Here is a 14,592-nt window from a genome sequence, read left to right as displayed (position 1 = left end):
ACTTAAGCCTTCAACTGTTTGTGATCTTTCCCATAAAATTTGGGGAATCTATGAATAATATGAATTTGTTCGAATATAGTGCGATCTTACTCACGGTACACAATTCGTATGGCCGATACTATGCGCGGCATGCGTTGCAGCAGTCTCACTTATTAAACAGGTTTTGACCGCTACCAACCAAACGAATCATGGTCCCTCTGACCTGTGGCCGTACAGCGAACGCCCTACACTAATAATGATTTTCTGGCGGCCACTTTATTTCTTCTCACAAGCCGATCTTTTCCGATCAACCCTAAGCTTCCTGATCTCTTGGATCGACCGCCGCTAGCCTTGCACCTTGCAAAATTAAGCTACTGTACAATCTAGATTGCGCGGCTAGTTCGTCGTCCCATTTCGGCCAAATTCTTGCGATGTAGCTATCTCGTCCTTCACCAGTAAAAGCAAAGCTGTCGTTAAATGTCTCCCCCATTTTCTTGAGCGATTTCTCTTCGTCATCCACCCATTTACCGCGGCTAAAGCCAGCTTCGACACCAGCAAGTGCAGTACGAGGGAAATAAGGCAGAGGCGCGGTCATGCCTTGGTAGAACAAGCGTACAATTTCATTAAGCAACTGTTCTGCCTGCTGTGCATTATCTAATGGTGAATACACTAAATGAACGACACCCTCTTTACGGTCGTAGCCTATGATATGAGTCGATTTTCTTTCGCCCATCGCAGCGCAGCACAAGTGGTCAATCCAAGCAGCGAGGTAATCTTGAGAACGGATTTTTCCACTGCGGTAACGAACTAATCCAGATTGGTAATTTTGGGTGAGCCAGCCACTTAAGCGCACGGGCTTATCCTCTCCCAGCACCTTTAATTCTAAATTGATGTCGATATCGTCTAAAGGCGCTCCGCTAACAAAACGTATTTCTTTGGCAATGTCTTCGGCTTGCACTCGGTTTGTTTCAAATTCGATGTCGCCGAAAGCACCGACTGGTAATTTACCTTGCGCTTTTTGTTCGGCGACATATTGCTTCACGGCTTGCTCACTGTCGCTTGGATTATCGATCAAAACTTGCAGCAAACCGTCTTTTAGTTGGAAGCTTTCTAGGCCATTAAGAACAAAGGGCTCATCGTCTTCCATCACAGGTAGCGGCGGTTCAAACATGACTTTCAATCGACGATTAAAGAAATACTGAACGGGCAATCGCCAGAAACGTTGCAGTTCAACAAGGTCGAGTTCTAACGGGAAAGTCGTACCCAACAGATAATCTTCCAAAGCACGATTAAACTCTCCACTTTGCTGACCTAATCGATTGGCTGCCGGCAACCATTCTTTGGCGTAGCTACCAATATTAATATCTGAGCTGACATCAAACGCCGATGGGCTAAACGGTGTCATTGCATGTTCAAAACGAATTGCATCAACTAACTGTGCTCCTGACTCATCACTTGGTAATGATTCGCTGCCAGACGGACAGTAATTTTGCTGGCAATACTCCAATAGCTCAGATACCAGCACCGAAGGCACACACTCGGTATTGTCTTGAATAGAGCGACCAACGTAACTGATGTATAAACACTGCTGAGCCGAAAGCATGGCTTCCAAAAACAGGTAACGGTCGTCATCTCGGCGTGAGCGATCGCCCGGGCGAGTACGGCCATTCATGAGATCGAACCCTTCAGGCGGCATAGAACGAGGGTACACGCCATCATTCATTCCAAGTAAACATACCGTTTTAAATGGAATGGAACGCATTGGCATCAAGGTACAGAAATTCACTTGCCCGGCGAGGAAACGCTGGCTGATTCGCGCCCCAGACAGCTTATTATTTAAATATTGATAAATGATACTTGGCGATAAGGCTTGCTCGTATCTTGCATCGCTTAATTGCTCTTTCAGTTGCGACAAAGTGTCACGAATAGACTTCAAGACCATTTCGCCTTCAAGCTCTACCGCAAAGAAATCATCAATAAGTTGAACCAATAAGTCTCGCCATTCATCAATCGACTGGGTACGAGTTAACAGCTGGCGATAATGAGTAATACGCTCGATAAAATGAGCCAGTTTCCCTGCTAGCTCAGCGTTCATACCTTGCACTTCATTGTAAGCAGCAATGGTTTCTTGTGAGCTTTCAAACAAACCTGCCGAATCTGACATCGCGTACCCCAAGAGCATACGTTGGATACCAAATAACCACGTATTTTGCTCGGTCGCCGGTAAATCAAACTCTGTCGCAGTTGAGGAATCGACTCCCCAACGAATACCAGCCTCTTCCACCCACTGCTTAGCTTGTTCAAACTGCTTCTCATCGATTTCAAACTTCGCCATCATGGCTGGAATCTCAAGTAGCTCCAGCAATTCAGAAGCGAGACAACGAGTGTTAGGCAACGCCACCAGCTGCATGAAAGCCGCTAAAATAGGGCTTTCTTGATCAGCGGTTCGGTCAGAAATCGAGTATGGGATATAGCGCTCACCCGGTGCATTTCCGAATACTGCTTGAATCGCAGGGCTGTAGGCATTGATATCTGCCACCATCACAATAATATCGCGAGGTTTTAAGCTCGGGTCATCATCGAACATCGAGAGCAATTGATCGTGCAGTACTTCTACTTCGCGCATCGGGCTATGGCAAGCGTGCACCGTGACGGAATGATCACCTAACTCAATAAGCTGCTTATGTTCACTTGAATCCAACTGATGATCATCTTGATGTTCTTCAAGCTCTAGAATATCGGCTTGAAGTTGGTGCAATAAATTGTCGCGTGGAACGTCGATAAAAAACTCATGTTCTTCGCACTCTGATTGAGAAAGCAAAAACAAATTATCACGCCCCAATTTACCCATTGAAGCCAATAAACTGTTACCTACTGAGTGCTCAGTGTGCAGTTCCCCTTCAACAACATTGGCTTCCAAACCATTTTTAAGTGGAGATGCTTCCCCTTCTAACTGCAGCTGGCCGTTCACCAAGGCAAATTGCTTACGCTGCTGGGCTTCCAAGCGCGCTAAATATTTTCGATCACGAATTTCGCCCCAGTAATGCTGACAAGGGTTGGTAAACATCAAGTGCACATCAATGCATTCACCTAATGCTTTTAATGCATCCATATACCGTGGAGGCAACGATGAAATACCAAATACAAACAATCGCTTAGGTAGGTTAGTTAAGTTGGCTTTATTCGCCACCAAAGCTTCGATAAAGTCGTGATACAAGTTACCACGGTGATATTTAGACTGGCCTTGAGACACCGTTTGTTCATACAAAGCGTGCCATAAAATAGGCTGCCACGGATGCTCTTGTTCACCATCGCTCATAAGCTCTGAAACAGACTCTCCGGCTTCCCAAGCCGCCATCCACTCAGGTCGATACACTAAGTAGCCATCGAATATATCGGCAATTTTTTCTGCAAGCTGATAAAGCTTGGAGTGATCATCGTCGTTTTCTAAATAACGCTCTAGGGCTACAAAATCAGGGTGAGATAACTGACTGGGCAAGATGCTCATGAGTTTCCAGGTCATGGCTTCTTTATTAAAAGCACTACGCTTAGGCACGTCTGGCAAGACTTGGGTAAACATCTCCCAAATAAAGGTCGCGGGCAGAGGGAAGTCTATGTTTGCAGCAACACCGAATTCTTTGGCTAATTCCATCTTGAGCCATTGAGACATACCAGGGCTTTGCACCAAGATTTGTTCTTTCTCAAATGGGTTAGCTAGCGGCTCATTCTTAATCAAATGAACCAATAGAATTTTTAAGGTATCAACTTTATTGGAATGGTAAACAGTAAACAAAGTGCACTCACGCTAATCTCGCCACAATATGGTCTCAGATTAGCATAAGTGCACTGGTTAAATGAGCGTTATCCGCTGGCAAAAAGAGAAAATAAGCTCATGAAAAACTAATAGGTTATCGATTAATCACAAACTTGGTTGCTTAGCGATTAGGTGTTGGTGAGGACGGTAAGCGGCGTAATAACGAATCGCTACATAGCTAACAACCAGTGTTGCTACCCCTAACTCAATATCCGCTAACCAATTCACCTGAGCGACATATTCGCTAGCAACATTGATACTTTCCATCCAGTCAGCGGTTTTAAACAATGCAGTAGCACTAATCACTAGTGGGAAAGTGAATGCCGCATAACCCGGGCTAAATGGTAAACGCATCAATTTCAAGAAAGCGACATAAATAATCGAAGTCATTAGAATTGCTATCCCAAATAGCACGCCAATGATCACAGGTGATGGCTCAGCGCTTACCGCTAAGTAACCAGCCAAAGATACGCTTGCAGGCGCTGCCATAATCGCAATGGTTGGTTTTGCCGCATCAGGCACTTCATGAGTAAAGATTAAGCGATAAACCATCATTGGCAACATCACTAAGTAAGAAGCCAAACCAAACCATAATACTGAATCGGCAATCCATTGAAGTGAAGGCTCGCCAGAGAAAGCCACATCAGCAACGACAATACCGATTGGCGGCACAAACCAGCTTGGTACCATATGGTGTAACTCAAAGTCTTTTGCACGGTGGTAGAAAAAACTTACCAAGAAAACGACATGCAACACTACAGCCGCAAGCCAAATAACATTGCCTGCTGTTGGGTAAAATTGACCGATCGAGTTAGACACCACCATGACACCCATAGCAAAGGTGGGTACTACGCTTCCCACTACTGGGTGAGCTAAATCTTTTGCTAGCAAATGACCATGAAATAGGAATTTAATTGCCAGAATCGTCAGTAGAACGCCACCTATCGCCGCGCTTGCCCACTGAACATAGCCGTTGCTGTCTAACACATTTTCCCAGCACCAACCTAAACTTGCTATTGATAACGCTAAGCCAGCCATTGGAGTGGGAGCACCCATTACTGTATTTTTTAATCGTCTAATCATCTTTGCCTCTCTTTGTGCTTTCCACTAACTAGCTTGATAAGGCAATCTTACTCTTGCACTATGTTCGATTATATCCAATTATATAAAACACTCGTTAAATACAATTGAACACAGAGCAAAAATGGCCAATATCTCGATTAAACAATTGAAAGTGTTCGTTACCATTACTCAGCACAGCACGTTAACTTCCGCTTCTGAGGCGCTATTTCTTTCGAAAGCAGCCGTGAGCATGGCGTTATCGGAAATGGAAAAACAGCTTGGGCACTCGCTATTTGACCGCGTTAACAATCGCCTCATCCTCAACCAAGAAGGGCAAAAGCTGTTGCCTTTAGCAGATGAAATACTCAATCGCGCCGCTGATATCGACGAACTGTTTAATGATAATCAACCACTGAGCGGGATTTTAAAGGTTGGAGCCAGTGATACGATAGGAAACCAAGTGGCTCCCTATTTACTCTCAGGGTTCCGCGAGCACACTCAGCATAGGTCGCAAAGCTTATTCATCTCGAACAGTGCATTGATCTGCCAGAAGTTGGTTGAGTACGAATTGGATATCGCTCTGATTGAAGGTAAAACGCTGCACCCTGAATTACTTTCAAGTGAGTTCAGCCAAGATGAAATGTGTGTCATTGCTAGCCCAAACCATCCACTCGCTTCTCTCGATAACGTGTCACTTCACCAACTAGAGAACAGTGAATGGATTTTGCGAGAACCGGGGTCTGGTACGCGTGAATTCTTTTTACGCACCGTCGCACCTCGCATCGAAACTTGGCATGAAGCCTTTGAGTTGAATACAACGGAAGCGATCATCAACTCAGTGTCGGCCAATTTAGGCATAGCCTGCCTTTCTCGTTTGGCGGTTGAACCAGCCATTCATAGCGGCCGAGTGAAAGTGCTTAACTTACCTCTCGACATGCAGCGACGATTTTGGCTTCTCGTCCATAAAGACAAATATCAAAGCCCACTATTGAAAGCCTTTATGAGCTATTGCCAAGACTGGTCACGAGAGCGGGACTAAACTCCCAGAACGCTGTGAACGACTGGACTTTCATGCGTTAAAACTGTATAAAAAGCCAGTAAAAATTAATCAAACTTAGAGGATTAACCATGGCTGTTATCGTCAAGTACGTGGTGGAACGCAACGGAGAAGAGAAAATGACTTTTACCTCTAAAGCCGAAGCTGACGCTTATGACAAAATGCTGGATATGTCGGATGAGCTTTTCGAATTGCTTGGCAAAAGCGAATTGTTAGAAGACGAAGGTAAGCAAGAAGAGCTTGCAATGTTCCTAGCAAAGAACAAAGAAGAAGTACTATACGCGTTAGGTGCTAAGCGTAAGCCGGCTCCGAAAAAAGCAAAAGTTGAAGCAGTAGCGGACACTAAAGAAGAAGACGCAGCGTAAGTCGCAGATTCACGAACAAAACGCCAACGATGCACTCACAACCTGAGTCGATCGGTGGCGTTTTTTTATATCGATAGAAACATAATAACCACCCTTTATATCTCCAATTACTCTAAACATTCACTTGCGCAAAAATGTGATTAAGATCTAATCTATAGCTCACAGGTGATGGGGTTCCACCTAAGCAACAGCTTCAACCGCCCGTTCTTAACGAACATAAGCTAATGACTCCTACAGAATCGAAAACAGGCAATCCTGTTGGACGTATCATGATGTTATTGGGAAATAATCCCAACCGTTAGATACTAAAGATCTGTAGTGAATTAGCCGCACCTCTTCCAACACATCCTGTTTTCTCCGCCAGCAATTTAGTGGGAAAACAACCATGCATTATTCTTCCGAAATACAGTCAATGTGCCCTATTCAAAGGGGAGATTTACACGCGTCGTCGCCTATTCCAGTAGAAGGTTCAATGGTGAGCCCGAAAGACGTGATTGCCATTTCAGGCCTGAGCCACGGAGTAGGAACTTGCGCTCCTCAACAAGGCGCAGCCAAACTCACTTTAAATGTCAAACGGGGCATCATAGAAGAAGCTTTAATAGAAACAATCGGCTGCTCAGGCATGACGCAATCTGCGGCAATGGCAAGCGAGATCCTTACAGGCAAGACCATTCTTGAAGCGCTCAATACCGACTTAGTGTGCGATGCGATCAACGTCGCGATGCGCGAAATATTCCTTCAATTCGTTTATGGCCGCACTCAATCCGCTTTTTCTGCAGGTGGCCTGGAGATAGGGGCAGCTCTGGAAGATCTAGGCCAAACGCAGCGCAGCCAAGTCGGCACAAGCTACGCTACTTCAGCAAAAGGCGTTCGCTACTTAGAGCTAGCAGAAGGTTACGTCACCAAACTCGCGCTCGATGAACACCATGAAGTGATTGGTTACGAGTACCTAAACCTCGGAAAAATGATGAAAGCCATCAATCAAGGTGTGCCAGCCAATGAAGCGGCCGACCTTGCGACAGGCACTTACGGTCGCTTTGATGAAGCCGTAACCACAATTAACCCACGTCAGCACTAATTTGCCAATCAGAGGAATCGCGTTATGAATATTCAATCTGTAAATCATCTATTGGCAGAAATGCATTTAGAGAACTTAGAACAAGCCTATCGCTACTGCACTCAACATGACATTGACCCAAAGGCGCTAGTGATGGATACCCAACCTATAGCGTTTGAAAGCGCAGCAGACGCATACACCTTAGGTACAGCCCTAGCATTGCATCGCCAAGCAGAAAACGCTGAACAAGCGGCAACCATCATTGGTGAAGGTCTACAAGCATTCACCAAATTAGGCAGCGTCGCAGAACAGCGTCAAGTGGGCCTTGGCCATGGTGCACTAGCGGCACGTTTACTCAATGAGCAAAGCCGATGCTTCGCTTTTCTGGCTGGCCACGAATCCTTTGCCGCCGCTGAAGGCGCAATAAAAATTGCTTTAAACGTCAACAAATCACGTGAAACACCACTGAAAGTGATTCTAAATGGTCTAGGAAAAGATGCCGCTTACCTTATCTCACGTATCAACGGCTTTACCTATGTTCGTACTCAGTACGACTACCAAACCGATGAGCTTGTTGAAACAGAGCGTCGCCGCTTCTCAAAAGGTCCTCGCGGCAAGATCTTATGTTATGGGGCAGACGATGTCCGAGAAGGGGTCGCCATCATGCACAAAGAGCAGGTCGATGTGAGTATTACGGGTAACTCAACCAACCCCACGCGCTTCCAACACCCTGTTGCTGGCATCTACAAAGCAGAACGTACTCGCCAAGGGTTACCCTACTTCTCAGTCGCTTCCGGAGGTGGTACAGGTCGAACTTTACACCCAGATAACGTAGCCGCTGGCCCTGCATCTTACGGCATGACAGATACTATGGGCAGAATGCACGCTGACGCACAATTCGCAGGCAGCTCTTCAGTTCCTGCTCATGTCGCGATGATGGGCTTCATCGGGATGGGAAATAATCCAATGGTAGGCGCCACGGTCGCACTTGCAGTAGAAGTCAGCCAGCATCAGTTTCGGTAATCAAAGAGTTCAGACTCAAGCAACACCTAGCCATATCGATTAATAGCCAACTTGAACGTTGGCTATTTTTTATTCTAAACATGTTCTACTATCTACAACTACACTAAAAGTGAATTGAGTTGCGGTTAACTCTCTATTTATTAAAGGAATAAAATGAAAGAGCTGATCATCCACACCATCACCGTTTTCATGGGCTTTTTTGCCATCATGAACCCTGTTGCTAATACACCAATCTTTCTTGGTTTAACCAATGGTAACGATCGTGACACAGTCAAATCCATCGCATTTCGCTCAGTGTTCATCGCTTTTCTTATCATTGCGGTGTTCGCCATCTCCGGAAAAGTCATTTTCGATCTATTCGGCATCACCCTTTATGCATTACGAATTACCGGCGGTATTTTAGTCTTTCTTATTGGCTTTCATATGCTGCAAGGCGATTCCACGCATGGAAAAGCCAAAGAAAAAGCCAGCTCTGAAGCGCAACAAGATGCCGCACTGAGTATCGCGGTCTCACCATTAGCGATGCCGATTTTAGCTGGCCCCGGCACTATCGCAACTGCCATGAACTTTGCGACAACGGGCGGGATTTACGAAACCGTCATTACTATCATCGCATTTGGCCTACTGTGTGCCTTAACCTATGTTCTGTTTGTATTTGGTGAAAGGTTCGTTAAAGCGGTTGGCCCCAGCGCCCTCAATGTAATCACTCGCATGATGGGATTGATCCTTGCTGTTATAGGTATGCAAATGTTGATAGAAGGGATGGAACAGGCCTACAAAGCGTTATTTATTTAGACTTCAGTTCAAATATCCATTTAGCGATAGTTATCTTATAGAAGAAAACTATCGCTAAAAAGACAAGCAATATCATTTTACAGACTTTCTCCCCACGCGCCCTTTCATAACTTGAGCGCTCTCTTTATGATGTTCCCAACAAAAATTTTTCATGCGATAGCAATTTGCTATCCATAAAACCAATTCAAAACATGGAGATTCAACATGGCTTACTTTTCACTAGCCTTTGGTACGGCAACCAAAAACCGCGACAATAAAATTATTGAAGCGTTCTTCCCTAACCCGCTTCTTAACCCAAGTGATGCACTCGTTGCAGCTGTCGCTGAAGTTGCTGGTTACACCGAATGTAATCAAGCAATCGAAATCTCTGCTGCACAAAGCGCTGAACTAGCGAAAGCATTCGCAGCAAACGACGATGCAGCAAACGCATCTTTCGCAGAAAAAGCAGCTGCATCTGAGCAACCACTTGTTCTTGTAGTTCTAGCGACAGACGAGAAACCAGCATCAGTTGCTGAAGGCTTCCTAAAGCTACAACTTATTTCTAACCGCCTAGTTCAACCACACGGTACAGTACTAGACGGCATCTTCGGTCTACTGCACAACATCGCATGGACAAACGAAGGTCCTATCGATCTTCCAGAGCTTGCTGAGCGTCAAATCGAAGCTCGCCTTGCTGGCCGCACTCTGTCTGTTGATTGCGTAGACAAGTTCCCTAAAATGGTGGATTACGTGGTACCAACAGGTATTCGTATTGCTGACACTTCTCGCGTTCGTCTTGGCGCACACGTTGGCGAAGGCACAACCGTAATGCACGAAGGTTTCATCAACTTCAACGCGGGTACAACTGGCGTAAGCATGGTTGAAGGTCGTATCTCTGCAGGTGTTGTTGTAGGTAACGGTTCAGACATCGGCGGCGGCGCTTCTATCATGGGTACACTTTCTGGTGGCGGTACTATGATTATCTCTATCGGCGAAAACTGCCTACTAGGTGCAAACGCAGGTCTTGGCTTCCCTATGGGCGACCGCTGTACTGTGGAATCTGGTCTATATGTAACAGCTGGTACTAAAGTACGTATGCTAGACAAAGAAGGCAACGAAGTAGAAATCATTAAAGCACGCGATCTTGCTGGTGTTTCTGATCTGCTGTTCCGTCGAAACTCTGTGACTGGTCAAATCGAGTGTCTTGCGAACAAGTCAGCGGTAGAGCTAAACAGCGAATTGCACAGCAATAACTAATCGCGCTCAAAATCAAAACAAGCCGCTACAGGATTCCTGAAGCGGCTTTTTTGTATCTCGCATTTACGTTTTTCAGACAAACAAAAAGGGTAATGCCTATGCATTACCCTTTGTATTTTTTGTCCAGAACCTTAGTGATTAACCAACATTCTTACGTGCGTTTTGGAACATACGCATCCAAGCGCCATTCTCGCCCCAACCTTCTGGAGACCAAGAGTTAGCAACTGTGCGGAATACACGCTCTGGGTGAGGCATCATGATAGTCACGCGGCCATCAGTCGTTGTTAGACCTGTGATAGCGTTTGGCGAACCGTTCGGGTTATTCGGGTATTGCTGCGTAGGATTACCGTGGTTATCAACGTAACGCAGAGCAACTGTACCTGAGTTTTCAATCGCGTTTAGGTGGTCGTTGTCACGCACTTCTACGCGGCCTTCACCGTGAGAAACTGCGATTGGCATACGAGAACCTTCCATGCCGTTGAAGAATACAGAATCAGATTTCTGAACTTCAACTAGGCTGAAACGTGCTTCAAAACACTCAGATTCGTTGCGAACGAAACGTGGCCAATACTCAGCACCAGGGATAAGTTCACGCAGGTTAGACAACATCTGACAACCGTTACACACACCTAGAGAGAAGGTATCTTCACGCTTGAAGAAGTTTTCAAATTGCTCACGAGTCGAATCGTTAAACAGAACCGACTTAGCCCAACCTTCACCAGCGCCTAATACGTCACCGTAAGAGAAGCCACCACATGCTACAAGGCCGTTGTACTCATCAAGTACCGCTTTACCCGTTAGGATGTCGCTCATGTGAATATCAGTCGCTTCGAAACCTGCACGGTCGAATGCTGCTGCCATTTCAACGTGAGAGTTAACACCCTGCTCACGTAGAATCGCCATCTTAGGCTTAGCACCAGTAGCAATGTATGGTGCAGCTATATCTTCGTTTACATCAAAGCTTAGTTTCACGTTTAGACCAGGGTCTGAATTGTCTTTCTTCGCTTCGTGTTCTTGATCTGCACATGCAGTGTTATCACGTAAAGACTGCATCTTGTGAGTTGTTTCAGCCCAGATAGTACGCAGCTCAGTACGGTTACGTTCAATCACTACAGATTCACCAGACTTAATCACTAGCTCATCAGATGCTTCAACAGAACCAATAACGTGTGAACACGCTTCTAGGCCGTTGGCTGCAAGCGTAGAAAGAACCGCGTCTAGGTCGTCGTTACGAACTTGGATTACCGCACCTAGCTCTTCGTTGAATAGCGCAGCTAGAGTATCTTCGCCTAGCGCTTCAATGTTTGCATTAACACCACAGTGACCTGCGAATGCCATTTCAGCTAGAGTAACGAATAGACCGCCATCGCCTTTATCGTGGTAAGCCACAACTTGGTCTTTAGCAACCAGTGCTTGAACGCCTTCGTAAAAGCCTTTTAGTTGCGCTGCGTTGTCTACGTCTGCTGGCTTATCACCAAGCTGCTTGTAAACTTGCGCTAGTGCTGTTGCACCTAGACGGTTTTTACCGTTACCTAGGTCGATAAGTACTAGGCTTGAAGCTCCCTTGTCAGTGCGAAGCTGAGGCGTAATCGTCTTACGAACATCTTCAACACGTGCAAATGCAGTGATAACAAGAGATAGCGGAGAAGTGACTTCTTTCTGCTCGCCGTTCTCTTCCCACTTAGTCTTCATCGACATTGAGTCTTTACCCACAGGGATAGTTAGACCTAGAGCAGGACATAGCTCTTCACCGACAGCTTTCACCGCTTCGTAAAGGCCAGCATCTTCACCTGGGTGACCCGCTGGAGACATCCAGTTCGCCGACAGTTTAATGTGTTTGATATCGCCGATGTTAGTCGCTGCGATGTTTGTGATTGCTTCACCAACTGCTAGACGAGCCGATGCACCGAAGTCTAGTAGAGCTACTGGTGTGCGCTCACCAAGAGACATCGCTTCGCCGTGGTAAGAGTCGTAGCTTGCTGCTGTTACCGCGCAGTTAGCAACAGGAACCTGCCATGGGCCAACCATTTGGTCACGAGCAACAAGGCCAGTTACCGAGCGGTCACCGATAGTGATTAGGAATGTTTTCTCAGCGACAGTTGGCAAGCGAAGAACACGGTCAACCGCTTCGTTCATTTCGATACCAGAACGGTCAATCGCTGGGTTGTTCGCTTTTAGCGTTTTCGCGTCACGGTGCATCTTAGGCGTTTTACCTAATAGGATGTCCATTGGCATGTCGATTGGCGTGTTGTCGAAGTGTGAATCTTCAAGTTTAAGTTCACGTTCTTCAGTCGCTTTACCAACCACTGCGTAAGGTGCGCGTTCACGCTTACAAATAGCGTCGAACGTTGCCATGTCTTTGTCTGCAACCGCCATTACGTAACGCTCTTGAGATTCGTTACACCAGATCTCAAGTGGGCTCATGCCCGGCTCATCGTTTGGCACGTCACGTAGGTTGAAGATACCGCCACGCTCGCCATCGTCTACGAGTTCAGGAAGTGCATTTGAGATACCGCCCGCTCCCACATCGTGGATGAATGCGATTGGGTTCGCATCACCTAGCTGCCAACAACGGTCGATAACTTCCTGACAACGACGCTCCATCTCTGGGTTTTCACGTTGTACCGAAGCGAAATCAAGATCTTCAGAAGAAGAACCAGAATCCATTGAAGATGCCGCACCGCCACCAAGGCCGATGTTCATCGCTGGACCACCCAGAACGATTAGGCTTGCACCTACTGGGATCTCTTTCTTCTGAACGTGCTCGTCACGGATGTTACCTAGGCCACCAGCCAGCATGATCGGCTTGTGGTAACCACGTACTTCTTCACCTGCGTGAGAGTTTACTTTCTCTTCGTAAGTACGGAAGTAACCTAGTAGGTTTGGACGACCAAATTCGTTGTTAAATGCCGCACCACCAAGAGGACCTTCAAGCATGATATCCAAAGCAGTAACGATACGGCTTGGCTTACCAAAGTCAGTTTCCCAAGGTTGAACGAAGTTCGGGATTTTAAGGTTAGATACAGAGAACGCCACTAGACCAGCTTTTGGTTTACCACCAATACCTGTAGCGCCTTCATCACGGATTTCACCGCCTGAACCTGTTGATGCGCCCGGCCATGGAGAGATTGCCGTTGGGTGGTTGTGCGTTTCAACTTTCATCAAGATGTGTGTCTTCTCTTGATGGTAGTTGTACTGGCGAGTTTCTGGATCTGGGAAGAAACGACCGACTTCAGAACCTGTCATTACTGCTGCGTTATCTTTGTACGCAGAAAGTACGTTTTCTGGTGTCGTTTCGTAAGTGTTCTTAATCATCTTGAACAATGATTTTTCTTGCTTAACGCCGTCGATAGTCCAATCAGCGTTGAAAATCTTGTGACGACAGTGCTCTGAGTTCGCTTGTGCAAACATCATTAGCTCGATGTCAGTCGGGTTACGTTCAAGCTTAGCTACAAAGCTTTCAAGTAGGTAATCAATCTCATCTTCTGCAAGAGCAAGACCTAGGGTAACGTTTGCTTCTTCAAGCGCTTTACGGCCGCCTGTAAGAAGCTCAACTTCCGTATAAGGTGCTGGTTCTGCAACAGTGAACAGTGCTGCCGCAGATTCGAAATCAGTGAATACCACTTCCATCATACGATCGTGAAGAATCGCTTTCAGCTCAACAAGTTGAAGCTCAGAAAGTTCAGAAGATGTTTCAATGTAGAAAGCCGTACCGCGCTCTAGGCGAGATACTTTCGCTAGACCACAGTTCTGTGCGATATCAGTAGATTTTGAAGACCAAGGAGAAATAGTACCTGGACGAGGAGTAGCAAGCAGCAGTAAACCTTCTGGTTCATGCTCTTCAATCGTTGGACCGTAAGTCAGTAGCTTTTCTAGCTTCTCAACTTCAGACGCGTCTAGGTCTGCTGTTAAATCAGCAAAGTGGGCAAACTCAGCGTAAATACCTGTTACAGGTAAGCTTAATTCACGACAAAGCTCTAAAAGCTTGTTAACACGAAACTCAGATAGAGCTGGGGAGCCACGCAAAATTCTCATGTGCTTAGGTCTCTTATGCAGTTGATTAAGGTGATATTGGAATAAATTCAGTGGGTTACTGTATTTACTTCGAACCTATGCCGATCGCACCTCTTCACTTGCGAGCGCATTATAAAGCAATTAGTTTTGTGATGTAACACCAAAAGCAACCGTTTGCGTTATTTTTTTT

Annotated in this window: 9 protein-coding genes and 1 riboswitch; of the genes, 6 read left to right on the top strand and 3 right to left on the bottom strand. The window is 46.1% G+C overall.

Annotated features, from left to right (window positions below):
- Positions 1-292: 292 nt before the first annotated feature.
- Positions 293-3,772: an exodeoxyribonuclease V subunit gamma gene (gene recC, locus ELZ11_RS20160; RefSeq protein WP_137359180.1), complete on the bottom strand. Its 3,480-nt coding sequence runs from the start codon at positions 3,770-3,772 to the stop codon at positions 293-295.
- Between the two features lie 126 nt (positions 3,773-3,898).
- Positions 3,899-4,876, bottom strand: coding sequence for a TDT family transporter (locus ELZ11_RS20155; protein ID WP_137359179.1), 978 nt, complete (start codon positions 4,874-4,876; stop codon positions 3,899-3,901).
- 121 nt (positions 4,877-4,997) lie between these two features.
- On the opposite strand from ELZ11_RS20155, the gene ELZ11_RS20150 reads away from it, so the two are divergent.
- The 6 genes from ELZ11_RS20150 (at position 4,998) to dapD (ending at position 10,388) form a co-directional block, all read left to right on the top strand.
- Positions 4,998-5,894 carry a LysR family transcriptional regulator gene (locus tag ELZ11_RS20150; protein ID WP_137359178.1) on the top strand — a complete coding sequence of 299 codons (897 nt, stop codon included), beginning with the start codon at positions 4,998-5,000 and terminating at the stop codon, positions 5,892-5,894.
- Positions 5,895-5,983: 89 nt separating this feature from the next.
- Positions 5,984-6,277 (top strand): YebG family protein, encoded by a 294-nt coding sequence (locus ELZ11_RS20145; protein WP_137359177.1) that lies wholly within the window; start codon positions 5,984-5,986, stop codon positions 6,275-6,277.
- A 155-nt stretch (positions 6,278-6,432) separates the two neighbouring features.
- A riboswitch (Fluoride riboswitch) is annotated at positions 6,433-6,518 on the top strand.
- A 144-nt stretch (positions 6,519-6,662) separates the two neighbouring features.
- A complete protein-coding gene (locus ELZ11_RS20140) occupies positions 6,663-7,355 on the top strand; it encodes an iron-sulfur cluster assembly scaffold protein (protein ID WP_137359176.1) in 693 nt (230 codons plus the stop codon).
- A 24-nt stretch (positions 7,356-7,379) separates the two neighbouring features.
- Complete coding sequence (locus ELZ11_RS20135; protein WP_137359175.1) at positions 7,380-8,357, top strand: GGGtGRT protein; 978 nt, start codon at positions 7,380-7,382, stop codon at positions 8,355-8,357.
- A 153-nt stretch (positions 8,358-8,510) separates the two neighbouring features.
- Positions 8,511-9,152 carry a MarC family protein gene (locus ELZ11_RS20130; RefSeq protein WP_137359174.1) on the top strand — a complete coding sequence of 214 codons (642 nt, stop codon included), beginning with the start codon at positions 8,511-8,513 and terminating at the stop codon, positions 9,150-9,152.
- Between the two features lie 204 nt (positions 9,153-9,356).
- Positions 9,357-10,388, top strand: a complete 1,032-nt coding sequence (gene dapD / locus ELZ11_RS20125; protein ID WP_137359173.1) for a 2,3,4,5-tetrahydropyridine-2,6-dicarboxylate N-succinyltransferase — start codon at positions 9,357-9,359, stop codon at positions 10,386-10,388.
- Between the two features lie 138 nt (positions 10,389-10,526).
- Here the strand turns inward: dapD and purL are convergent, their stop codons facing one another.
- Complete coding sequence (gene purL / locus ELZ11_RS20120; protein WP_137359172.1) at positions 10,527-14,423, bottom strand: phosphoribosylformylglycinamidine synthase; 3,897 nt, start codon at positions 14,421-14,423, stop codon at positions 10,527-10,529.
- Between the last annotated feature and the right edge of the window lie 169 nt (positions 14,424-14,592).

This window comes from Vibrio profundi (assembly GCF_005281835.1).
In the GTDB taxonomy this organism is placed as follows: domain Bacteria; phylum Pseudomonadota; class Gammaproteobacteria; order Enterobacterales; family Vibrionaceae; genus Vibrio; species Vibrio profundi.
This window is presented reverse-complemented; position numbering and strand designations above follow the sequence as displayed.